This is a genomic window from uncultured Flavobacterium sp., from assembly GCF_951805225.1.
In the GTDB taxonomy this organism is placed as follows: Bacteria; Bacteroidota; Bacteroidia; order Flavobacteriales; family Flavobacteriaceae; genus Flavobacterium.
On record NZ_OX638201.1, the window covers coordinates 4,746,451 to 4,771,395 of the forward strand.

Annotated in this window: 23 protein-coding genes; 3 read left to right on the forward strand and 20 right to left on the reverse strand. The window is 33.2% G+C overall.

Translation table 11 applies throughout. From position 1 onward, the window contains the following. Positions 1-70: 70 nt before the first annotated feature. The 16 genes from WN975_RS19755 to WN975_RS19830 form a co-directional block, all read right to left on the reverse strand. Complete coding sequence (locus WN975_RS19755) at positions 71-520, reverse strand: acyl-CoA thioesterase (RefSeq protein ID WP_337967985.1); 450 nt, start codon at positions 518-520, stop codon at positions 71-73. Then, a complete protein-coding gene (locus tag WN975_RS19760; RefSeq protein ID WP_337967986.1) occupies positions 495-1,778 on the reverse strand; it encodes an ABC transporter permease in 1,284 nt (427 codons plus the stop codon). Before WN975_RS19760 ends, WN975_RS19755 begins: the two co-directional genes overlap by 26 nt. After that, positions 1,768-2,466, reverse strand: a complete 699-nt coding sequence (locus WN975_RS19765; RefSeq protein ID WP_199174603.1) for an ABC transporter ATP-binding protein — start codon at positions 2,464-2,466, stop codon at positions 1,768-1,770. Before WN975_RS19765 ends, WN975_RS19760 begins: the two co-directional genes overlap by 11 nt. A gap of 61 nt (positions 2,467-2,527) precedes the next feature. Continuing rightward, positions 2,528-3,526, reverse strand: coding sequence for a BtrH N-terminal domain-containing protein (locus WN975_RS19770; RefSeq protein WP_337967987.1), 999 nt, complete (start codon positions 3,524-3,526; stop codon positions 2,528-2,530). After that, complete coding sequence (locus tag WN975_RS19775) at positions 3,526-3,930, reverse strand: hypothetical protein (RefSeq protein WP_099710198.1); 405 nt, start codon at positions 3,928-3,930, stop codon at positions 3,526-3,528. Before WN975_RS19775 ends, WN975_RS19770 begins: the two co-directional genes overlap by 1 nt. Before the next feature lie 272 nt (positions 3,931-4,202). Beyond that, positions 4,203-4,667: an ABC transporter permease gene (locus tag WN975_RS19780; protein WP_337967988.1), complete on the reverse strand. Its 465-nt coding sequence runs from the start codon at positions 4,665-4,667 to the stop codon at positions 4,203-4,205. 7 nt (positions 4,668-4,674) lie between these two features. Next, positions 4,675-5,106, reverse strand: coding sequence for a hypothetical protein (locus WN975_RS19785; RefSeq protein ID WP_099710201.1), 432 nt, complete (start codon positions 5,104-5,106; stop codon positions 4,675-4,677). Further along, a complete protein-coding gene (locus WN975_RS19790) occupies positions 5,106-6,239 on the reverse strand; it encodes a beta-ketoacyl-ACP synthase III (protein ID WP_099710202.1) in 1,134 nt (377 codons plus the stop codon). The genes WN975_RS19785 and WN975_RS19790 overlap by 1 nt, the downstream gene beginning before the upstream one ends. 16 nt (positions 6,240-6,255) lie before the next feature. Further along, positions 6,256-7,158, reverse strand: a complete 903-nt coding sequence (locus WN975_RS19795; RefSeq protein ID WP_337967989.1) for a dialkylrecorsinol condensing enzyme DarA — start codon at positions 7,156-7,158, stop codon at positions 6,256-6,258. 382 nt (positions 7,159-7,540) lie between these two features. Next, positions 7,541-8,422, reverse strand: a complete 882-nt coding sequence (locus WN975_RS19800) for a lipid A biosynthesis acyltransferase (RefSeq protein WP_337967990.1) — start codon at positions 8,420-8,422, stop codon at positions 7,541-7,543. Next, positions 8,422-8,676 (reverse strand): phosphopantetheine-binding protein, encoded by a 255-nt coding sequence (locus WN975_RS19805; protein ID WP_099710205.1) that lies wholly within the window; start codon positions 8,674-8,676, stop codon positions 8,422-8,424. The genes WN975_RS19800 and WN975_RS19805 overlap by 1 nt, the downstream gene beginning before the upstream one ends. Beyond that, the gene (locus WN975_RS19810; protein ID WP_337967991.1) at positions 8,669-9,904 is read right to left on the reverse strand and encodes a beta-ketoacyl-[acyl-carrier-protein] synthase family protein; all 1,236 of its coding nucleotides are present in this window, start codon (positions 9,902-9,904) and stop codon (positions 8,669-8,671) included. The genes WN975_RS19805 and WN975_RS19810 overlap by 8 nt, the downstream gene beginning before the upstream one ends. Positions 9,905-10,093: 189 nt before the next feature. Beyond that, positions 10,094-10,825 carry a 3-oxoacyl-ACP reductase FabG gene (gene fabG / locus WN975_RS19815; protein WP_337967992.1) on the reverse strand — a complete coding sequence of 244 codons (732 nt, stop codon included), beginning with the start codon at positions 10,823-10,825 and terminating at the stop codon, positions 10,094-10,096. Positions 10,826-10,894: 69 nt separating this feature from the next. Beyond that, positions 10,895-12,103 carry a WG repeat-containing protein gene (locus WN975_RS19820; RefSeq protein WP_337967993.1) on the reverse strand — a complete coding sequence of 403 codons (1,209 nt, stop codon included), beginning with the start codon at positions 12,101-12,103 and terminating at the stop codon, positions 10,895-10,897. 43 nt (positions 12,104-12,146) lie between these two features. Continuing rightward, on the reverse strand, positions 12,147-13,250 hold the full coding sequence (locus WN975_RS19825; protein ID WP_337967994.1) for a WG repeat-containing protein: 1,104 nt from the start codon (positions 13,248-13,250) through the stop codon (positions 12,147-12,149). Positions 13,251-13,279: 29 nt separating this feature from the next. Next, the gene (locus tag WN975_RS19830; protein WP_337967995.1) at positions 13,280-14,800 is read right to left on the reverse strand and encodes an aromatic amino acid ammonia-lyase; all 1,521 of its coding nucleotides are present in this window, start codon (positions 14,798-14,800) and stop codon (positions 13,280-13,282) included. A 101-nt stretch (positions 14,801-14,901) separates the two neighbouring features. On the opposite strand from WN975_RS19830, the gene WN975_RS19835 reads away from it, so the two are divergent. Beyond that, positions 14,902-16,155, forward strand: a complete 1,254-nt coding sequence (locus tag WN975_RS19835; protein ID WP_337967996.1) for an NAD(P)/FAD-dependent oxidoreductase — start codon at positions 14,902-14,904, stop codon at positions 16,153-16,155. Positions 16,156-16,182: 27 nt separating this feature from the next. Continuing rightward, complete coding sequence (locus WN975_RS19840; protein ID WP_337967997.1) at positions 16,183-16,551, forward strand: hypothetical protein; 369 nt, start codon at positions 16,183-16,185, stop codon at positions 16,549-16,551. A 1,181-nt stretch (positions 16,552-17,732) separates the two neighbouring features. On the opposite strand, the gene WN975_RS19845 is transcribed toward WN975_RS19840, so the two are convergent. From WN975_RS19845 to WN975_RS19860, 4 genes are all read right to left on the reverse strand, one after another. Beyond that, complete coding sequence (locus tag WN975_RS19845; protein ID WP_337967998.1) at positions 17,733-19,433, reverse strand: sodium/sugar symporter; 1,701 nt, start codon at positions 19,431-19,433, stop codon at positions 17,733-17,735. A gap of 276 nt (positions 19,434-19,709) precedes the next feature. Beyond that, a complete protein-coding gene (locus WN975_RS19850) occupies positions 19,710-20,771 on the reverse strand; it encodes a UDP-glucose--hexose-1-phosphate uridylyltransferase (protein ID WP_337967999.1) in 1,062 nt (353 codons plus the stop codon). Between the two features lie 17 nt (positions 20,772-20,788). Beyond that, on the reverse strand, positions 20,789-21,949 hold the full coding sequence (gene galK / locus WN975_RS19855) for a galactokinase (RefSeq protein ID WP_337968000.1): 1,161 nt from the start codon (positions 21,947-21,949) through the stop codon (positions 20,789-20,791). A gap of 59 nt (positions 21,950-22,008) precedes the next feature. Further along, positions 22,009-23,064: an aldose epimerase family protein gene (locus WN975_RS19860; RefSeq protein ID WP_337968001.1), complete on the reverse strand. Its 1,056-nt coding sequence runs from the start codon at positions 23,062-23,064 to the stop codon at positions 22,009-22,011. 102 nt (positions 23,065-23,166) lie between these two features. Here WN975_RS19860 and WN975_RS19865 point away from each other — a divergent pair, with 102 nt between their 5' ends. Further along, a complete protein-coding gene (locus tag WN975_RS19865; protein WP_337968002.1) occupies positions 23,167-24,165 on the forward strand; it encodes a GntR family transcriptional regulator in 999 nt (332 codons plus the stop codon). Positions 24,166-24,945: the final 780 nt, after the last annotated feature.

Sequence of the window (24,945 nt, forward strand, 5' to 3'; positions counted from 1 at the left end):
CTACGGATTTAAACAGATTTACACTGATTTTTTTTATGTTTAATTCGTGAAAATTGGTGTAATTCGTGTTCTATTTTAAAAGCCCAACTTTTCGTTTCCATTCTTCATAAAAAGGAGGATTTGTTAGCATTAGATTTCCTTCTTTATCCAGAAATACCTGAACAGTTTCACCTGTGCACGCAACTTCACCTTTTTCGTCAATAATTCTAAAACGATAAATCATTTTGGCAGCCGGAGTATCAACAACGGTTGTTTCAATTGTTACGACATCGCCGTAGCGCAAAGACAATTTATGTTCGCATTTTGATTTTACGATTGGAGTTGTAAATCCCGTTTTGGCAATATCTAAATAGGTAAGTCCGTGTTCGCGTCCAAATGCCTCGCGTCCATCTTCAAAATAGGTAATATAATAGCCGTGCCAAACAATCCCGAGTGGATCAGTTTCGTTAAAACGAATTCTGATTTCATGCGAAACCGTTAAGGAAGTTGCTTCGTTATACTGTTCTTTTCTTTTTGTCATAGAATAATGCAATGCAAGTTGTGATTATGAAGAACAAAAATAACAAACTTATTTTTGGTATGATTTCCAGGAAAGAAACGTTGCGTAATAAAACATCATAAAACGCTTCAAGACCCCAATTCATTGGTGATGATTTTGCGATAAGCTGCATGATATTTGGCATTGCAAAAACCGGAACCCAGATTCCGCCAATTGCTGCAAGAATGATTACGCTTGTCGCGCCAAATGGTGCAGATTGTTCTTGTGTACTTGCAATAGTTCCCAATAAAATTCCGAAACCAATGGCTGCAAAACCTGAAAATAAAGCGACAACACTCATCAAAAACAAATGTCCTTCGACGTTTAAAGAAGGTAAACCAATATGCGGAAATAAAAATATTGCAACGGCAACCATCATATAAAACTGAATCATACAAATGGCTGAATAAGTAATAGTTTTACCAATAATCACAATTAAATTCGAAACCGGATTGGTCAATAATCGAACAAATGTTCCTTGCGATTTTTCTTTTACAATATTAATAGACAATGGAATTACGATAAAAAATATAGCAAAAAGTGTCCACGCGGGAACATTATGCTGCACCGAATTCGGTAACACTTCTTTGTTATTTACCTTTGGAACAATCTCTTTAAAAGTAATAAAACTCTTTTGTTCGAACTTAGTATTCTCTTCGCCTAATTGATTTTGAAAAGTCGTGTAAATTGATTTTGTTTCGATTTGAGAAATCATTTTATCAATAGAACTCATCACAGAATTTTTGAAACTAAGCTGAACTGCCGGATCAAAATATAATTTAACTTCTTTTTGCTGAATTATTTTTGAAGTTTTCGGCTTTGCAATTGTATCTGTAAAACCCATTTTGCTCACAATGTTTTCTACATTCTGATCCACTTTGGCTTGTAAATCTGTGCTTAGATTTTTTGGGATTATAATTGCCAGCTGAAACTTTCCTTTATAAACATTTTCTCTGGCAACTTCTTCAGTAAGCGGTTTATTGTCGATTTGTGTTACAACGCTAAAAAGCTGACTTTTTTCTAAATTATCAAAGACAGTTTTAGAAACCGAACCTTTGTCGTTGTCGACCAATAAAATCTGAATTTTATTATCGCTAACGGTTTTAAAAGTGCTGTCCTGAATTAATGTTACGGTGATTACCAAAACCAAAGGCATTATAAATAAAATGACTAATCCGCCTAAATCTCGTTTGAGCAGTAGAAATTCTTTTACGACTGACATCCAAATTTTATATATCATCTCTCAGATCTTTACCGGTTAATGAAATAAAAACTTCTTCAAGATTTCTCGCTTTTTCGGTCGAAGCAATTAATCCTGATGGAGTTCCTTGCGCATAGATTTTGCCTTGATCAAGAATGGCAATTGTGGTGCAAAAATCTTCGGCTTCAGCCAAATGATGTGATGTATAAATAATCGTAGTTCCGTTTTGATTTAGATGTTTTAGATATTCTATAATCGCATTTTTCGATTGTACATCAACGCCAACGGTTGGTTCATCCAGAAATAAAACTTTTGGATTGTGCAGAATTCCCGCAATCAAATTGACTCTGCGTTTCATTCCGCCTGAGAAAGTTTCGATGCGTTTGTCGGCAAATTTTAAAAGTCCCAAAAGATCTAAAGTTTCGATTACTTTATCTTTCAAATCAGAACCTTTTAATCCGTACATGCTTCCAAAATAATGCAAATTTTCGCGAGCTGTCAAAGTCGGATATAAAGCATATTCCTGAGGTACAACTCCAATGATTTTTTTGATTTTGGAAGAATCGCTGGCATAGTTCAAACCATCAATTGTAAAATGTCCTGAAGTTGGTTTTATCAATCCGCAGAGCATCGAGATTAGCGTGGTTTTTCCGGCACCATTTGGACCTAATAAACCAAAAATCTGACCTTGATTTATATCCAGCGAAACATCGTTCAAAGAATACATTTCTGCATTTTTGTACTTTTTCGAAAGGGATTCTATTTTTATTACGGTTTGCAAAATATATTTAGCTAATTGCTTTTTTTAGTTTTTTGAAAAATATTTCTTCACGATTGGCAATGTCCAAAAGTTCATCTGCAATGGCATTGTAAGCGTCTTCTTTGGCACTTCGGTTTTTATAAATGCGAGAAGCTTCTACAGCAAAATCTCTCCAGGAATCTCCAATTTGTGTCATTTCTTTCGAAAGAACTTTCAATTCTTCGTTGTTTAAAATAACCGAAGCTTCTTGTAAAAATGCTGCATATATAAAACGAAAACCTCCGCCGCCAGTTCCAATTTCTTCCTGCATACGAACCATTTGTGCGAGATAATGATTTGCTTTTCTAACGCCGTGTTTTAAAGGCCATTTTCTAATTTGTCGTGATATGAATTTAATTCCGCGAACGCCAACAATTGGCATTGGCGCAAGCATATCGCGACAGGTATTTTTGATTCCTTTAATGATGGCGTTTTTAAAATCAACATCTTTTGGAATCTGAATTGGATAATACATTTGTCCTCTTGGAGCAAAAGCGCCTTTGGCAAAACGTACTTTATCTAACTCTTCGTGTGTCAAAGTGGTAACGGTTTCCATTACCGGATCGCTGATTAAATAATCGGTTTCGGTTTTTCCGTAAACAACTAAATTGTGTGCGTTGAAGTGAAAACGGTATTCATCAGGAAAATAACTTAAATGATAAACACCAACTTGTAATCCGGTTGGGATATTATTTTTTAGATTTTCGTCTAATGCTTTATTGGCATTAATTGTTGAAGAAAATTTTTGTCTTTTTATTTTTAAATTTAAACGATTGGCAACTTTATTAAAAATCTGTCCAGGCAAAGTTCTGTAACTGATTGCAGGCGCATGATTTACTTTTATAAAAGGCAAATACACGAAGAAAAGTCCGGAACCAATACCAAAAACCATTGGTTCGCTGATATTTAATCCGTTGTTTTTTAGCAGATTTGAAGCCACTCCATTTTCACAATGAGCAGATTGATGGTGTGTAAAACTAGTTTGCATTAATCGGTTTTAATATTTTTTAATTCGGCTATTGAAATCTCAAAGGCGTCGGCATATTTCTGTAAAATTTTGTCACTTAATTTAGCAAAAACAGTTGGTTTAAAATGTCTTTTTACGCGCCATTTCCACATCTCAACATAACCTGCAAGAATGGTAAGATCCATTTTATTGAGTTCCATATAATAACAAATCGGACTTAATTCACCAATCTGAACTTTCATTTTTGCTTCTTCTGCACGTTCTTTTATATCGTCAATTGCGTTAGAAAGTGCAATGGCTTTTGGTTCCCAACCGGTACTTAACGCGGTTGTATAATTGCCATTTTCATCGGTAGCGTAAACAAGTTCCTTCAGGTTCTTTTTGCTTAAATTTCCATCGTGCTGAGGTACATTTTCTTTTTCCATGACGGTTTTTTTTAATCTATATCATTAATCGTATAAAAACTAGAATGGGTAATATTTCGATTATAATTAATAAAGTGAGATTTATGAGGGCTAAATTTTTATTTTTTTTGACAAAAAAATAAATCATTTCTAACAACAGAAATAGACAGTAAGCTTGACTTAAAAAGAAAGCTAATTCATCGGAGTTTATTATAAAAACAGCAATAAGTAGCAATATTAAAATTCCTATTCGAATTAGTAAATGATTAAGCGGTTTTTTTGTATCCATTTAATTATTCTTCAACTGAAATTGTCTTTTGAATAAACAAATTAATTTCGCATTCTAAAAGTATTTTGTCTTCCAATAAACTTTCGCAACTCATTGTACATAAAGTATAATCGTCGCCTATAAATTTCGAAACCAGATTTGCTTTGGTAATAATTGTATCACCAGCTTTTGGCAGCGAATGTATTTTCAGATTTTTTAATGCGCTGATAAAACCAATCACATTTACGTTTTCATTTTCTGTTCCGTCTTCTTCAAAAAAATACTTTTTGCCTACAATTGCAGAACAAGTTTGTGCTGTATTTTCGATTAAACCGGCTTCGACAAAAATGTTATTATCGACAAAAATATTGTCTTCTTTTATCAGAAATGTCGTTTCTACAAAATTTGAATTTATGTCCAAAATTAGATCAACCATAAGCATAGGCGCTCGGTGCGGAAGATAATTTTGTATGTCAACTCCAATTTTCATACGTATATTATTTTGCCAAAACGGTTTTCATTTGTCCGCGGGCAATTTCTTCATTATTCAAAGTAGTCACAATATCAACCAAAGTTATTCCTGCAAATTCCTGCAGAATAGTTACAGCTGATTGAATTGTATCGTCGACTTTAGGAAACTTTTTTATTTCAATATCTTTTATCGAACCAATATAACCTGTTGGTGCTGTTTCGTTTTTCAAAAAATATTCATATCCTGTATGCAACGCCACAGATTGTGCCATATGCTCGATTATTCCTGCTTCTAAAAAAGAGTTATTATCAACAAAGATATTGTCGCTCTGAATTTTTAAACCGGAAACCAATGATGTTTCGGTATAAGAATACATTTTATCTACCATAACAAAAGGAAACTTTTGAGGTAATAAATTTTCGACTGCTTCTTTATTTAAAAGAGATATTGTTTCCATTAGCAAACAGTTAAATAAGCGTAGGCAAAAGAGAATCTTCCGCTTTCCGGAACTGATAATAAAATGCGATCTCCTTTTTTTAGTTTACCGGAATACATTAATTCTTCAAGTGCAATATAAATAGAAGCCGAACCAACATTACCAACTCTCAAAAGGTTCATAAACCATTTTTCGTCCGTAAGTACAATTCCTTTTTCGTTTAATCCGTTTTTTAATCCTTCTACAAAAAAGTTAGAAGAAACATGTGGTAAAAAATAATCAACCTGATCTGCCGTAATATTGTGCTTTGCCATTGCATCGCTCATACTTTCGACACCTTTAGGCAGGATAAATTCGTCTAATATTTTTACATCTTGTTTTACCGCAAATACAGATTCGGTTAACCATTGCTCTGGATTGTAATCGCTCCAGGCTTGGATTTCGCCATTTTCTAATTTATCTCCACCGGCATACATGCAAGTTTCCAATTCGAATGCATAAGAATACGCTTCCATCCATTCGATTTTTAATGAAATTTCTCCGCTTGGTTTATTTTCTAATAAAAATGCTCCGGCTCCATCAGATAACATCCAACGTAAAAAATCTTTTTTGAAGGCAATTATAGGTTGTTCTTCAAGGTTTTTTAAATTGATAATTTCGTGATTGTATTTTGGAGAAGAAAGCCATGTTGAAACTTTTTCTGATCCCGTGCAAATGGCATTTTTTGAATTTCCTGATTTTATCGAAAGAAAACCATATTTCAGCGCATTCATTCCGGAACAGCAAATACCCATCGAAGAATTTAATTCGACCGATCTGTTTTTTAATAAACCGTGAACCATTGCAGCATGCGACGGCGCCAAAACATCAGGCGATGAAGTTCCGCAAGAAAGGACTTCCAGATCCTGATCTGTAAAATTTTCATCAAATAGTTGTGCAACGGCATTTCGTGTTAACTCAGCGTTACTATGTGTACTTTTTCCGTTTTTATCAACGGCGTAATATCGGGTTGTAATTTTATTATTACGCAAAATAATACGTCTTGCCTTTGAGGCAGTGTCATTTATCAGGCCTAAATAATCTTCCATTTCGTCATTTGAAACAGCTTCATTCGGCAAATATTTTGCGGCTTTGGTAATATATACGTCAAACATAATTAAATTTCGTATTCTAAACTCCTTGATAATATTGAGTTTCTTTTTTTATGGTTTTGAACTTGAATGGATAGGTAATAAGATGCAATATATAGACTATTGGCGAGATTAGCCATATTGCAAGGAATAAATAAACATAAAATATTTTAAGAAGCGTTTTCCTGTTTTTTTGATTCTTATGAATCAGATTTGACCACTTATTAAAAATTTTATTGGCCGTTTTATCTACAGTTACTAAATACGGACTGATTTTTACGGCGCCTATTTCGACTAATTTTGGCTGTAAATCGTCAAGTTTGTTTTGTTTAAATTCCGAAAGCATGATTTCTCCAAATTTATCAGACTCCTGAATGTCTTTATCAGAAACTCCGGGAAGCGGAAAAAAGCCAAGATATCTTTTCTTTACGCCAGAAAACATCCAATTTACAATTGTGATTACGCTGATTAAATTTCCAACGCGATCTACTAATGCAACATTTCCAACTAATTTTGCATTTGCATCACGTAATAAAACTTTAATTTTTTCCTGAGCCATAACCCACATATTACGAGAACCATTAATAGTTATAACGGGAGTATTGTTTAATATTGTCTTGGCTTCGGCACTTTTTAAAAAGGAATTAATAGGAATTGAAGGCGATAAAAACCAAACTTGATAATGAAAAAGAACTAAATCAAATTTTGTGTTTAAAATTTCTTCAGAAACCGGTTTAAGTTTTGTTGGAATCTGCAAAAAAGATTCCGGAAAGGCATCAAAAAAAGAAGTTTTATTCCAAGGAAATGGGAATGGCTTTTCTAATTGTATTTCGTGAAAAGTTACTTTTATTTCTTCTGAATTTAAGAATGGCTTTGCAATGTTTTTCGCAATCGATTCTAGTTGTCCGGATTGGGAATAAAAAATAACGAGAACATTTTTCATTTTGTTTGTAGGCTTTGGTTGCAAACAAAAATAAGTAAATTTATTTAAACGAATTTTCTTGTTTAATGTTTAACGTTTTTGCCCTCGGGTTGAACGGATTAAACGGGTTTTCGCTGTTTTTTTGGTTCTCGCAGAGACGCAAAGTATTTATGTTGGATTCTTAAATTGGCTCGCTGATTTAACGGATTAAACGGGTTTACGCTGGTTTTTTTTGGTTCTCGCAAAGACGCAGAGGCGCAAAGTATTTATGTTGGATTCTTAAATTGACGCGTTGGTTTAAAGGATTAAACGGGTTTTCGTATGTTTTTTTAATTCTATCGCAAAGTCGCAAATAAATAAAAAAAGATCAGTGTAAATCTGTTTAATCCGTTAAACCCGTGGGCTATTTTTTCAAATCATTCCAGAAATCGAAATAATTGAACCATTGCAATGGATATTTCTGTACGATGCTTTCAACGCTTTTTACGTATTCTTTCAATAGTGCTTTTTCGTCACGATGTTTTACGGTTGCTTCTCTTGCGTATAAATGATAATGTAAGTTGGGTTCTTTCATTACATAAACAAAAACAACGGGAACTTTTAGGCGTGAAGCAATCAAAAATGGACCAGCCGGAAAGTTAGCATCTTTACCCAGAATTTCTTCAGAAAGAGATTTGGTGCCTTCAAAATAACGATCGCCGGTAAAACAAACTAATTCGTTATTGGCCAAAGCTGCATTGATCTCAAAAATATGAGATAAATCGTCTCTGATAATTATAAATTTTACGGTTGGTTTTTGGGTAACACTTTCCAGATAATTTTTTATCGCAGAATGTTCTAAATCTGTTGTAACTAAATTGATTTGAAAGTTAAGATCGATATCACCGAGAAAATGTTCAGCAATTTCAAAATTTCCAATATGAGCGCTAATTAAGACACCGCCTTTTTTTTCGGCAAGAAGTTTTTTCAGAGTCTCGATTCCGTCAAATTCATAAGTGAACTTATTTCGCATTCCTGCAGAAATGGAAACTTTATCAATAATAGTCTGTCCAAAAGTGTAATAACTTTTGAAAACCATTTTTCTTGATTTGAAATTGGAATAGTTCAGTCTTTCTTTAAAATAATAAAAAATAGCCTGATTGCTTTTCTTCAGAAACAAAAAGTAGTAAGAAGCAACAAAATAAAGTAAGACATAAGCAGCCTTTACACCCGCTTTTTGTATTAAAAAAACGAATATTCTATAGCCTAAAACTGTCCCTTTTGATTTGCCATCCCATTGACTCATTAAACAGCTTTAGCTTTTAGTTTGGTATCTATAAGGTCATAGAAATTTTGAAAAGTAGCAATTCCAACGAAATCAGCTTCAACCAGTTTTACACCAAAGTTAGATTCAATAGAAACTACTAAATCTACATAATCTAAACTATCTAACCCAAGTGTATCTTTTAGATTAGCATCTGGTTCAATATCATCATTATCTACTTCAAATTCATCAACCAAAAAACCATTAATTCTTGCTATAATCTCTTCTTTATTCATCGTTCAATTTAAACTTTTTAACCACCAACGCAGAGTTGGTTCCTCCGAATCCGAAGGAATTGGACAAAAATATGTCAAATTTTTTGTTTAAAGTAGTTTTGACCAAATTTAATTTAGAAGCATCTTCATCAGGATTTTCCAAATTGATGTTCGGAGCAATGAAATCGTTCTGCATCATTAAGATAGAGTAGATTACTTCGCTGGCTCCAGCCATCCAACATTCGTGGCCTGTCATTGATTTTGTAGAACTTACGTAAGGATTTTTCTCACCAAATACTTCAAAAATAGCTTTTGCTTCGTTTCCGTCTCCAACCGGAGTTGAAGTTGCGTGTGCATTTATATAGTCAATGTCGGTTGCTTTTAATTGTGCGTCGTCAAGCGCTCGTTGCATGGCTATAGACGGACCTTCAACATTGGGTGTTGAGATATGTCCACCATTTGAGGAGAAACCATAACCTACAACTTCTGCAATAATATTGGCGCCTCGTGCAATTGCCGATTCATAGCTTTCAAGTATTAACGTTGCACCGCCACCACTCGGAATTAATCCGTCGCGATCAGAATCAAATGGGCGTGAAGCTTTTTCAGGTTCGTTTTCTCTATTCGAAAAAACGCCTAATCCGTCAAAACTGCTCATTGCGTACTTGTTGATTTCCTGAGCTCCACCGGTAATTACGATATCCTGAAATCCGCTTTTTATTAAAAAATAAGCTAATCCAATAGAATGTGAACCACTTGCACAAGCGGCACTTATAGTAAGATTGATTCCGCGAAGTTTAAAAATCGTTGATAAATTCATTGTTACCGTTGAATTCATGGATTTAAAAATCGCTCCGGAACCTATTAAAGCGGTATCTTTTTTCTCGCGAACAATATCTGTGGCGTCAATAATAGCTTTTGAGACACTATCATTTCCGTACATGATTCCCACTTCGCGATTGTCGAAAAAGGCATCGTCGATATTGGCGTTTTTTAATGCTTCAATTGTTGCCATATAAGCATATTCGGTTTCTTCACCAATGCTCATACGTTGTCTGCGGGTCAATAAGTTTTTTAAATCTGCTTTCGGAACCATTCCCGTTAAGGCAGATTGAAAACCAAATTCTTTTCTTTCGGCGTCAAACTTAATACCGGATTTTCCGTTGTACAAAGATTCTTTTACTTCATCTAAAGAAGTTCCGATACAAGAATAAATCCCCATTCCAGTAATTACAACTCTCTTATTCATCGTCTTTCAAAGTATTTTTATATCCGTTTCGTGTAATTTTTTAACACATAGAAACATAGCTTTTGTAAACTCAAAATAGGCATTTCACTTATTTGAAATACACATAGCGATCTATGTGAAAGAAATGTATTTCTTTTTTAAATCCTTTTCACATAAAAATCTATGTTTCTATGTGTTTAAAATATTTTTTTAAGAATATATTCCTCCGTTTATATTGATAATTTCGCCTGTAATATAGCTTGATTTTTTAGAAATCAAAAAGCTTACCAAATCTGCAACTTCCTCAGCTTCGCCAAAACGATTTACCGGAATTAGTTTTAGTAATTCTTTTTCGTCCAATTGGCTCGTCATATCAGTTCTGATAAAACCCGGAGCAACCGCATTTACAGTAATATTTCGTTTGGCAACTTCTTGTGCCAATGCTTTTGTAGCAGCAACAATCGCGCCTTTTGCTGCCGAATAATTAGTTTGTCCCGCCGTTCCTTTTACTCCGGAAACGGAAACCATATTTACGATTCGGCCATATTTATTGCGTAACATTTTTTGAATAAAAAACTGTGTAACATTAAAAAAACCGTTTACACTTGTATTAACAACGCCATTCCAGTCTTCGGGAGTCATCCACATAAAAAGACCATCTTTTGTAATTCCGGCATTGTTTACAATCGCTTCAACAAGTGCTTCAGGATTAGCTTCCTGCCATTTTGTTAAAGTGGTTTGTACTTCTTCATAATTCGAAACATCAAAACCTAAGATTTCTCCTGTTGCTCCTAATTTTTGTATTTCCTGAAGTGTTTCTTCGGCAGCTGTTTTATTCGAATGATAGTTAATTAGAATATGATAATTGGATTCAACTGCTAGTTTTTTACAAATAGCACTACCAATTCCTCTTGAACCGCCTGTTACTAATACACATTTCATTTATGTAGATTTTATTTTTTATTTGTCATAATGCTATCGTCTATAAAAGTCGATTTCATTTATGTAAAATTATTTCTTCTTTTTAGTTGCTGGTTTCGCTGCAGGTTTTGTTTCTGCTTTTGGTTTCTCAGTAACACTTTCAGTTGCTTGAATTTTTTCTGATCCTTTCGAAAATAACTCAGCATTTTCAAACCATTGATTGCTTAATACAGTTCCGTCTGGTTTAAGAAATCCCCATTTTCCTTCGTTTTTTACTCTTGCAACGCCATCGATAAAACCTTTATCTTGTTTTACAAACATGGCAATAATTCCATTTGCTGTAATTCCGTATTGAGTTGGGATTACTAGTTTTCCTGATTCGTTGATGAATCCCCAATTTTTTTCTTTTATCGGCGCTAATCCGTTTGTACTAAAAACTTCTGCATCAGCATATGTTGGTTCAATTACAAATTCAGCTTTTGGATTAATATATCCCCATTTAGACCCAACGCAAACCGGAGCTAAATTTTTTGAGAATGCTTTTGCTTTATCATATATAGGAGTAATTACCCAATTTCCTTTTAAGTCAATGAATCCAATTTTTCCGTTCTTTTTAGCAAAAGTCAAATCCTGCGTATCAAAATCCCAGATTTTTTCGGCACCATCAACAGCAATGAAATTCCCTGCGCTTACAATTCCAAACGTTTTGTCTTTTCTTGCCCAGGTTGTATTTTTAAAATAATTTCCTATTTCGTCATATGCAGGTTCAACTAATTCTTTTCCGGAAGTATTAATAATTCCCCATTTTTTATTGATTCCAACTCTTGCAAAACCATTTTCAAACGGTTTGATTATATCGTATTTTGGTTGCAAAACTACCTCCATTTTCGGGTTGATTAAACCAATTTTGTCTCCTTGTTTTATAAAAGCAACACCATTATCAAAATCATATAATTTTTCAGAAGTTGGTGCTTTCTGAATTTCACCTTTAGTATTAATATACACCCAGTCTTTATCGTTTTTTACGATTGCAATTCCGTTGTTAAATTCTTTAGCGTCACTAAAAGTTGCCGGAATTGCCCAGTTTCCTTTTGTGTCAATAAAACCCCATTTTCCACCGTTTTCTACAGCGGCCAAACCTTCAGAGAAACTCTTTGCAGATTTGTATTGAGGCTCAATTTTAAAGTTTCCATCTTTAGAAATGTATCCAATTTTAGAGTCTTTTTTAACTAAAGCCAATTCTTGACTATTAACAAATTGAATGCAACATACGAATAAAAAAATAAGTGTTTTTTTCATGGTCTTAAAGGTTCAATATTAATAATGTGAAAATCTATTTTTATTATTTTTGAAAGAGTTCGGCATTCTGAAACCATCCATTTAAAACCTGTCCATCTGGTTTAATAAAACCCCATTTGCCACTGCGCTTTACTCTTGCCAGTCCGTCGATAAATCCTTTTTCCTCGCGAAAATAGCTTCCAAATGCTACAGAAATTTCATAATCTGCAGGGATAACTAAATTTCCGGTTTCATCAATAAAACCCCATCCACCTTTTTGTACAGCAGCAAGACCGCTTGTGCTAAAAGGTTCTGCATTAGAATAAACAAGTTGTACAACACATGAACCCATTAAATTGATATAACCCCATTTATCATTTATACAAACGGGAGCCATGTTTTTAGAAAACTCTTTTGCTTTGTCAAATCTTGGTTTAAGAACCCATTGTCCTTCCAGATTTACATAACCAAATTTTCCGTCTTTTTGTGCTGGAATTAAATCCTGGCCAAAGAATCCAAATTTGGTAACGCCTTCTATTGCAATAAATTGTCCGTTATGAACCAGTCCTAAATTTTTTCCTTTTTTTGCCCAGGTTGTGTTGTTATAATAATCTCCAACTTCATCATAAACAGCTTCAACAACTTCTTTTCCGGTTGGATCAATAATTCCCCATTTATCATTTATTGCCACTTTTGCATAACCTTTATAAAATGCTCTTATAACATCATATTTTGGAGCCAGAACGATTTCAAATTTATTATTGATAAGTCCAACTTTATCGGCTTGTCTAAAAAATGCTACACCATAATTAAAATCAAATAATTTATCTGATGCGGGATTACCTTTTAATATTTCACCCGTTTTATTGATGTAATACCAAGTGGCATTTTTTTCGATAAGACAAATTCCGCTATTAAAATCTTTAGCATTATCAAAAGTTGCCGGAATTACGAGCGTACCTTTATCATCTATAAATCTCCATTTTCCGTTTACTTTAACAGCAGCTAAACCATCAGAAAAATCTCTGGCACTATCAAATTTTGGATTAACGGCAAAAGTTCCATCTTTTGTAAGGAGACCAAATTTTCCATCTTTTTTAACCAATGCCAGTTCTTGAGCATTACTTAATTGAATAAAAATTAATAATAATAGAAATATTCTTTTCATATTTTTTGGTAAGATTATAGATTTTAAAATTAACTATTGATCAGATAATCTTTTACTTTTTGAACAAAAGGATACATAACCTGATCTTCTTTAAATACAGGAATTATGGTTCTAATATCATCGTACCATTTTTTAGTTACAGATGAAATTTGATCTTTTTGCGCCAAATAATCAATTGCCTGAACGATTGTAATCATCTCGATTGCTAAAACTTCAAAAGCATTTTCGATTACTTTTGAGGTAATTACCGCCGCATTTGTTCCCATACTTACAATATCCTGATTGTCGTTATTGTTCGGAATACTGTGAACGTACATTGGGTTTGATAACATTTGACTTTCGGCAGTTGTTGAGGTTGCAGTAAACTGAACGCCCTGCATTCCGAAATTAAATCCTAATGTTCCTAAGTTGACAAATGGAGGAAGAATTTCGTTGATTTTTGAATTTAATAAATAATTCAATTGACGTTCTGCCAACATCGTTAATTTGGTAATAACAATTTTCAGTTTATCCATTTCAAGCGAAATATAATCGCCGTGGAAATTTCCTCCGTGATAAACGTGTTTGTTTTTTACATCTATAATAGGATTGTCGTTTGCCGAGTTAAATTCGTCTTCAAGAATAGAAGCAACATTATTTATAGTTTCTAAAACCGGACCTAAAATTTGAGGTACGCAACGTAACGAATAATATTCCTGAACTTTTTCTTTGAAGATTTCTTCGGTATTTTCTCCCGAATATAAATGGTCTTCTCTTTTACGGATTAAAGTACTGTCAGAAAGATTTTTTCTCATTCTTTGAGCCACTTCCTGTTGTCCTTTATGACGTTTGGTTTGGTTTAATTCTTCAGAGAAATGATCGTCATAAGCCTGAACCAATTCGTTTATGGCACAAGAACATTTTAATGACCAATCTAATAATTTATTGGCGTGATGAACATTTACAACTCCAATTCCGGTCATTACAGAAGTTCCGTTTATTAAAGCCAAACCTTCTCTGATTTCTACCTGAATTGGTTTTAAACCTTCGATTTCAAAAACCTCTTGAGTTGGTCTTCTGTCGCCTTTATAAAAAACTTCGCCTTCGCCAATTAAAACTAAAGCTAAATGTGATAATTGTACTAAATCTCCGCTGGCACCAACGCCTCCGTGTTCAAAAATAAGTGGAGTAATATCTCTATTAATCAACTCAGCCATTAAGTGAATTACCGAAGGATGAACTCCTGAATTCCCAAGTGACAAAGTATTTAAACGAGCCAAAATTGCTGCTTTTGCACAAACCGGGCTTAAAGGTTTTCCGGTTCCGGAAGAGTGACTTCTAATTAAATTGTATTGTAATTGAATTTGGTCAGATTCTTTAATTCGGTATTGAGCCATTGGCCCAAAGCCAGTATTTACACCATATATAATTTTATTTCCCGAAAATTCCTTCAGAAAATTAAAGCTTTCATTTACTCGATTTAGGACTACATCGCTGATTGCAACTTTGTTATTTCCAAAAATAATAGATTCGAATTCTGCTAAACTTAAATATTCATTAATTGTGTTCATTAAATCGTTTTTTGTTGCGCTAATTTAATTTTATTTATCAAAATAAATGTAGTTATTTTGATGAAGGCAAATGTAAGTTAATAATTAATAACATTCTTATTATGATAAAGGAGTTTGTAGATGTTTTAGTGATCGGTGCAGGACCGTCTGGATGTGTTTCTGCGTCGTATCTTCATAACAATAATGTTAAAATTAAAGTAGTAGAAAAAACAAAATTTCCAAGACTTGTTGTCGGCGAAAGCCTGATTCCCAGAGTTATGGATCATTTTGCAGAAGCTGAACTTTTCGAGAGTCTTGATGCAATGAATTTCGAAAAGAAACTCGGAGCACGTTTCATTCGAGGAGAAGAGATTTGTGTTTTTGATTTTAGCCAGAAATTTGGTGAAGGATGGGATTGGACATGGCAGGTTCCGCGTGCAGATTTTGACAACACAATGGCGCAGGAAGTGCTTAGAAAAGGAATTGATCTGGAGTTTGAAACCGAAGTTTTGGAAGTTTCTTTTGAAGGGAAAAATTCTAAAACAATCGTAAAAGATAAAGATGGAAACCTAAAAGAAATTCACGCTAAATTTATAATTGATTCCAGCGGTTATGGTCGCGTTTTACCAAGACTTTTAGATCTTGATACGCCATCAAAATTGGATCCGCATTCGTCGATTTTTACACACGTAAAAGATATTAATAGAGAAGAAGGTATTGAGGGAACTCAGATTTCATTTGATATTCTGGAAACCGAAGTTTGGTTGTGGGTAATTCCGTTTTCGAATGGAAATACTAGTTTAGGAGTTGTTGGTCCAACAGATTTTATCAATTCACTTTCTGAAAATAAAGACAATGCCGAAGCTTTAAGAAATGCGATTCAGAAATCTGATTATTATATAAAAAGATTCAAAGGAACCGAGTTTTTGTTTGAACCCGTAAAACTCGAAAATTATTCGAGAGCCGTAAAAAGAATGTACGGTGATGGTTTTGCTTTGACAGGAAATAGTTCTGAATTTCTAGATCCGGTTTTTTCATCAGGAGTTGCTTTTGCTACAGAATCCGGAATGTTAGCGGCCAAATTATACCTTAAAGAATCGCAAGGAATCGAAGTAAATTGGGAAGTTGAATTTACGGAATATATGAAACGCGGAATTGCGGTTTTTACCACTTACGTGAAAGAATGGTACACAGGAAATCTTCAGACTTTGTTTTTTCATCAACCGGAAAATCCAGAAGTAAAAGAGAAAATCTGTTCAGTTTTGGCAGGTTATGTCTGGAACGAAGAAAATCCGTTTGTGAAGAAACACGATCACGTGATCGCAAATATGGCGTATTTACTAAATATGCAAAAAGAAGATTTAAATAAAGAATAATTAGTTAGAGAAGAAATTGGCAATAAAATGAAAGATAAAATTAGCAAAGTAATTCTTCTTGCAATGATTTGCGGTTTGATTTCTCTTTTTATAAAAGGACATTTAAGATCGAAAGAAATTCAGGAAAATAAAAAACAAACGGTATGTAAGTTTACTTTTTGTAAAACGTTTCCCAAGACTACAAAAAGTTTTTTCAAATACAATGTAAATGACAAGTGGTATAGAAATAGTTACGGTCGGTGTCCTGATAATTATAGTGAAATGATCAATAAATTTTTTGTAATTGATTATTCGTCTAAAGATCCTAATAAAATAATTGTCGATTTTTCAAAACAAATTACAGATACAACAGTTATTTTAAAAGCTGGATTTACTAAAAAAGATATAGGTTCTTAAATGCAAAAAGAGGATATTAATTTTGATATCCTCTTTTTTGTAATAAATATTATTTGAATGCTTTTTAAAATCATTCCATAGGAATGTCTGCTTGGTAGAATTGAATTTGAATTGCGTTTATACATCGTTCCGTAGGAACGTTTGATTTGTGTAAATTGTTATTTCTATAAAAACAAGTGTCCTTACAGGACACACAATTCGACACCATTATTTTTTTTTCTACCGATGAGATATTCCTATGGAATATTGAATGCTTTTTACGGGTTTTTTACTTTATAAATCAAAAGAAATTAATGAACCTGTTAAATGCAGAAAGAGGATATCAATTTGATATCCTCTTTTTGTAATAAATATTATTTGTATGTTTTTTAAAATCATTCCATAGGAATGTCTGCTTGGTAGAATTGAATTTGAATTGCGGTTATGCATCGTTCCGTTGGAACGTTTGATTTGTGTAAATTGTTATTTCTATAAAAACAAGTGTCCTTACAGGACACACAATTCGACACCATTATTTTTTTTTCTACCAATGAGATATTCCTACGGAATATTACATGATTTTTATTTAAAAAATCATTCCGTAGGAATGTCTGCTTGGTAGAATTGAATTTGAATTGCGTTTATACATCGTTCCGTAGGAACGTTTGATTTGTGTAAATTGTTATTTCTATAAAAACAAGTGTCCTTACAGGACACACAATTCGACACCATTATTTTTTTTTCTACCGATGAGATATTCCTATGGAATATTGAATGCTTTTTACGGGTTTTTTACTTTATAAATCAAAAGAAATTAATGAACCTGTTAAATGCAGAAAGAGGATATCAATTTGATATCCTCTTTTTGTAATAAATATTATTTGTATGCTTTTTAAAATCATTCCATAGGAATGTCTGCTTGGTAGAATTGAATTTGAATTGCGGTTATACATCGTTCCGTTGGAACGTTTGATTTGTGTAAATTGTTATTTATATAAACACAAGTGTCCTTACAGGACACACAATCCGTCACTATTATTTTTTTTTCTACTGATGAGATATTCCTATGGAATATTACATGGTTTTTACGGGTCTCTTTTTTGTTAAAATCAAAAGAAATTAATGAACCTATTAAATGCAAAAAGAGGATACCAATTTGATATCCTCTTTTTTTCTTCAAAAAATATATAGTAAAAATTATACTACCAGAATTTAACGTACAATGCGATAATAGATAATAAAGTGATTACGATTAAAACAGTTGTTTGTGGTTTTACTTTGAACATTTCATAGTCTAATTCAAAAGCTTTTGGATTAACTTTTGGTCCTGCAAAACTGATCGCAACCATTGTTAATGTTGTAAAGAAGAATGATAATCCCATACAAATATGGAACGGAATTTCGAATCCTCCTTTACCATTAGAATAAGCAGTATATAATAAGGTCTCATTTCCGAATAACGCAGGCGCATATTCATTGAATAAAACAGATAATAAGAATCCTAAAATTACTCCAACAATTGCCGCAGCTCCAGTTGTTCTTTTCCAGAACATACCAAGAATGAACATTGCGAAAACTCCCGGGCTAATAAAACCTGTGTATTTTTGAATGTAAGTGAATCCACCAACTCCGCCAATTCCTAAAAGGTCATTCCATGTAAATAAAACAGCCAAAAGCATTGCAGCAAAAACGGCAATTCTACCAATGTTTACTTGTTGTTTTTCGCCAGCTTCTTTCTGGATGTATTTTTTATGAATATCTAAAGTATAAATTGTCGAAATACTGTTTACTTTTCCAGCCAATGAAGCTACAATTGCAGCAGTCAATGCCGCTACAGAAAGTCCTTTTAATCCAGTTGGCAAGAAAGTCAATACAGCAGAATAAGCGCCATCTTTTCCTCCAACTAATTGAGGTAAATGTCCGTTTTGGTATAAAACGTAAGCTGCAATACCAGGTAACATTACGATTAATGGCATTAATAATTTTAAGATACCAGCAAACAAAATACCTGTACGAGCCGTTTGTAAATCAGCACCCAAAGCTCTTTGAGTAATGTATTGGTTACAACCCCAGTAGTTTAAGTTGATGATCCAAATACCAGCCAAGTAAGATAATAATCCAGGGAAAGTTAAGTATTTGTCAATAGCAAGTTGAGAAGTTTGTGCTGTAACTACAGTATCGTGTGGTTTTGGGATGATCATTTTGAAATGTTCCGGAGCTTCTCTCATTAAAACTTTGAAACCTTCAATAGCATTTTCGCCAACTCCAAAATATTGTCCAACAGTTGTAAGCGCAATATAAGAAGTTACCAAGCCTCCAATGATCAAAACTGCAACCTGAATAACGTCAGTATAAGCTACAACTTTCATTCCTCCAAGAGAAATAAACAAAGCAAAAACAGCCAATCCAATCATGATTACGTGCAGATATTCTCCACCCGCTAAACCATTAATTGCAACTGCTCCCAAATATAAGATAGAAGTTAAGTTTACAAAAACATACAAAAACAACCAGAAAACAGCCATAATCAACGCAGTCGATTCATTATAACGTGTTTTTAAGAATTGAGGCATTGTATAAATCTTATTTTTAAGATATACCGGAATAAACCAAACCGCAACGATAATCAATGCAATAGCAGCAATCCACTCATAAGCAGCAACGGCAATTCCTAAAAAGAAACCTTCACCACTCATTCCGATAAATTGTTCAGCTGAAATATTTGATGCAATCAGAGAAGCTCCAATAGCCCACCAAGTTAAATTTCCTTCAGCTAAAAAGTAAGCTTTAGCATCTTGTTCGTCTTGTTTACGCTTGCGGTAAACGGTGTAACCGTAGGCAGAAACTACGATAAAATAGATAATAAAAACCGCATAATCTGCGAAAGCGAGGTTCTGGTTCATTGTTAGTAGTATTTTAAAAATTAGTATAGATGATAGTTTTATTATTTGTGGCTTTTAAATTATTTGATTAGGATAATTCCGAAACCATGTTTTTGTTATTCAGTGGTGGTTTTTAATGTGATATATGTTTTTATTCTGTTATTTTTTTATGAAAATGCAAGCGAAAGCCAAAAGTAAAATAAAAAATGAGAACTACGCTATTTTAAATGTGTTTTTTACATTTATAAATAAAATTATTGTGTTAAATTTTTAAATAGCAGTCATTTAGCTCATTTATTATTTGATTTTTCCTTCTTTTTTATAATGTACGTCAGACTGTTGTCTTAAAATTTCGGCACTTTTTTCAGGAGTAATATCTCTCTGCGATTCTCCTAACATTTCATATCCAACCATAAATTTCTTAACCGTCGCAGAACGTAATAATGGTGGATAAAAATGCATGTGAAAATGCCATTCAGGATGTTCTAAACCATCTGTTGGAGATTGGTGAATTCCTGAAGAATATGGGAACGAAGTACTAAATAAGTTATCGTATTTTGTTGTTAATTGCTTTAGGATTTTAGCAAAAGCGGTACTTTCTTCTGCAGTAAAATCAGTGATTTTGCTAATCGCTTTTTTACTTACAATCATAGTTTCATAAGGCCAGATTGCCCAAAATGGAACCAAAGCCACAAAATGATCGTTTTCGATTACAACGCGTTCTCCAACTCTTAATTCTGCTTTTACATAATCTTCAAGAAGAGTTTTGCCGTTTTTATCAAAGTAAGATTTTAGACTAATTTGTGTTTTCTCAACCTGAGTTGGCAAAGATGATTGTGCCCAGATTTGTCCATGTGGATGCGGATTACTGCAACCCATAACGCTTCCTTTATTTTCGAAAATCTGAACGTGATTGATGTATTTGATACTTCCTAAATCAGTATATTCTTTTTGCCAGGTTTTGATAATATTTTCGATTCCTTCAATTTCCATTTCCGGTAAAGTCAGATCGTGTCTTGGAGAAAAACAAACCACTCTGGAAATTCCCTGTTCTGGTTTTGCTTTAAAAAAAGTGTGTTTGATATCTTCTTCAAAAATAATTTCGTCCTGCTTCATTGCAGCGAAGTCATTTTCAAAAACAAAGCTGCTTTCGTAGTTAGGATTGTTTACACCATTGGCGCGAACATTTCCCGGACACAAATAACACGTTGCGTCGTATTTTGGTAAAGCTTCAGTTGAAATAGTTTCGTTTTGTCCTTGCCACGGACGTTTGGCGCGATGAGGTGATACTAAAACCCATTCGTTTATTAATGGATTAAAACGTCTGTGAGGGTCCTCGTTAATGTCAAAGTTTTTCATTTTTGTACTGGTGGTTTTTAAAGTAGTGTTGTTCCGTTTGAGATTTTTACATCATAAAATTTTAATTCAATCCCAAATGTATCTAAATAAAGATTTGAAAACTTACTTTTTACCTCATTTTCATGCCCTTTTTTTATTAAATTGATGGTGCATCCGCCAAAACCTCCGCCCATTAAACGCGAACCTATTATTCTCTCGTCAGCTTTTGCGGTATCTACCAGCATATCCAGCTCCTCACAGCTTACTTCATACTCTTGCGAAAGACCATAATGCGTCTCAAAAAGCAATTGTCCTAAAATTTCTATATTTCCGTTGTCCAAAGCCTCACATGCTTTTGTTACTCGGGCAATTTCTTTTACAACATAATGAACTCTTTTAAATACAGTCGGGCTGAATTTATCCTGAATGCTCAAAAGTTGTTCTTCTGTACAATCTCTAAAACTCTTAATTTCCGGAAAGTGATTTTTAATGATCGATAATCCTTCTTCACACTCAATTCTTCTCGTATTATATTCCGATGTAAAAAGAGAATGTTTTACATTACTGTCGAATAAAACCAAAGAATAATCTTTAAAATCAGCATTGTGATATTCAAAGTCTAATGTGTTACAATCTAATTTTATTACTTTATTATCAAGACCGTGAACACTTGAAAACTGGTCCATAATACCACAATTGATACCAACCCAATGTTCCGCTTTTTGTCCTAATAATGAAATATCAACTTTCTCAATTTTAAGATCAAAAAGTTCTTTGATCCCGAAAATCGTTCCGCATTCTAAAGCTGCCGAAGACGACAATCCTGAACCAACCGGAATATTACTGCTGAAAACACAATTGAAACCATCAAAAGAAAAACCGTTATCCTGCAATTGTTTTATTACACCACGAATATAATTGGTCCAGACAACATCGCTCAATTCAACTTTTTCAGTCAAATCAATTTCGAATTCTTCATTCAAATCAATGGCGATTATTTTAGATTTTTTGGTGTTGTTTTTTTCGAAAGCAAAACAAATTACCTTGTCAATTGCAGCCGGTAAAACATAACCGTCATTATAATCAATATGCTCTCCAATAATATTAATTCTTCCAGGAGAAAGTACAATTTTTTGAGGCGCAGATCCAAATGATTTCTCAAAAAATGCCGTTGTGTTTTGTATTAAAATGTCATTCATTATAGTGTAATTGTAATAGTGTTTTCTAACAGTTTTTGTAAACTGATTTTTAAAAAGTACTAATTTATATTCTCAAATTTATAGACTGTTTTTTGACGATATTCAGCTCCTTTTTTCAAAACTGAATTCGGAAAATGAGCATGATTTGGTGCATCCGGAAAATTCTGTGTTTCGAAGCAAATTCCGCTTGACGGATGATACGTTACATTTTCTTTTCCTTTAAGAGTATCAAAACAATTTCCGCCTACATATATATGTACACTTGGCTGATCTGTGTAAACACTCATTTGTAAATTATTTTTTGTGCTCAATAATTTTGCAACAACTTCATTTGTAGGTTCAATTACAAAAGAATTGTCAATAGAAGCCGGACATTTTTTTGCCGTTCTAAAATCAAAATCATGATTAGAAAGCGCCGTGAAATTTCCCGTTGGAATATTCTCGTCATTCGTTTCTAAAATCTTCTCTGAGTCAATAAACATTTCCTGATTCAAAACAGAACCATCGTGTCCGTCAAGATTAAAATAACTGTGATGCGTTAGATTAATCACTGTATCTTCAGTCGAAGTTGCTTTATAATCCAGTTGCAATTCGTTTTTCTCTGTTAATGTATACGTTAAATCTACCTGCAATTCTCCAGGATAATTTTCGTCAAGATCAGGACTCAAAAGACTGAATGTTATCGACGGATTTTCATTAGAAGTAATATCAGTAACGTTCCATAATTTTTGTCCAAAACCAGCATTTCCGCCATGTAACGCATTACCATTATTATTGGTGTTTAACTGAAAAGTTTTACCATTTAAAGAGAAAACACCTTTATTAATTCTTCCCGCATAACGTCCAACAGTTGTTCCAAAATAAGGTGCACTTGGCAAACTATAAGAAGCTAAATAAGATGCTGCCGAATCAAATCCTACAACAACATCTACCAGTTTTCCGTCAGAAAGAGGAATTTGTAAAGAAGTAACCGTCGCTCCAAAATTTGTAATTTGAACTTTCATTCCGTTTTTATTCGATAATTCAAAAGCGAGAATTTCTTCGTTATCAGAAGATAAACCAAATGAATTAGAAATACTTTTCTCTTGAAAATGCGATATATGTTTTATTTCCATACTATTTTTGCCAAAAATGAAATCCAAAAATAGAAACATTATTCACGTTAGCATACCAGTACCTACCAGTTTTTTGTATATTGCGCCAAAATCTATTTTTTTATGAATATTATTTCTATTCAAAATAACATTGGATTGCCAAAATATAAGCAGATAATTCTCTCAATAGAAAAGGCAATCGAAGAAGAAAAATTAGTCAAAGGCGATCGGCTTCCGTCAGTAAATAAAGTCTGTTTGGCTTTTTCATTGTCGCGCGATACCGTTTTGTTGGGCTATGACGAACTCAAAAAACGCGGAATTATTTATGCCATTCCAGGCAAAGGATATTACGTTAAGAGCGTTGAAATCACCATAAAACAAAAGATTTTTTTACTTTTTGATGAGTTAAATATTTTCAAGGAAGATATTTATAATTCATTTTTAAAGAACATTGGCAAAAATGTACAAGTCGATATTTTCTTTCACCATTTTAATGTTCAGGTATTTCAAAAACTGATAAACGACAGTAACGGAAATTATACCAAGTACATTATTATGCCGACTAATTTAACTGGTGTGGCTGAAATTTTAAAAACCCTACCAGTAAACGAGGTAATTATTCTCGATCAGACCAATCCTGATTTAAAATTATATCCCGCCATTTATCAAAATCACCAGAAAGATATTTTTGAAGGTTTATACAAAGGAAAAGTAAAATTGAATAAATATGAAAAGCTAATTTTGATCTTTCCCGGTTTTAGAGAACCTCTTGGAATGAAGTTAGGATTTGAACATTTTTGCACCGAATATAATTTTGAATACGAAATTATAACCGAATTTACAGACAGAGAAATTACGCTGGGAGATCTTTATATTATCCCGAATGACAGGGATTTGGTTCGTGTAATTGAAAGCGCCAGAGATCAACATTTGAAACTCGGAATTGATTTTGGAATTATATCTTATAATGAAACGCCGCTAAAAAAGATCGTAGCAAACGGAATCACAACAATTTCTACACATTTTGAAACAATGGGAAAAATTCTGGCCGAAATGGTTCTTAAAGGAAATAAAGAACAAATCGAGAACAAGTTTTCTTTGATTATTCGAAATTCTTTGTAAAAAGCAGTTTTGTATTTTTTTTTAGTAGCTAATCCCGCTATACATTTCAATCTTTTATGGCGAACCCCGCCATAAAAGGATTTCCACTTCTATCGGGGCTAGGGCTGACATTTTCATAAGAATGTTTTAGATTGAAGATTAACGATTTAATATTTAATTTGCTATTTGTTCCATCGGAACATCTCATCGGTAGAAAAAAAAATGCATCATAAGAAATATCGTCCCATAGGGACGTTTGGCAAATTTTGCGTTTAATTGGTATGTATTTTTGCCATTATTATTTATAAAATCAAACGTTCCTACGGAACGTAAAAAATGCGTATTTATTTCTACCGATGAGATGTTCCGATGGAACAAAAAATAAATATGTACCTTAATAATGAAATTGATTTATTTTCTAATAATTAAAATAAACAAACTGATGAGATATTGTCTTTAACAAATTGTTCCATCGGAACATCTCATCGGTAAACAAAAAACACATCGCAAGAAATATCGTCACATTAGGGACGTTTGATTTAATGATATTGCCCTATCAATTTTTTTGGGTTAATCATCCAATTTCTATAAGATATATTCCGCCAGGAGTTAAAAACCGACAAATCTCTAATTTATTGGCTAAAAAATAACGAAACAATTTTTTTGTTTTTGTGGAATTATTTTACATACATTTGTAAATGTAAATTTTACACTTATTGTTTGTTTTGATTCTGTTTTGAGTTTTTAGAATTGTTTCTATATGAAATTCAGCGACAAACAAATAAAATTACGCTATTAAAC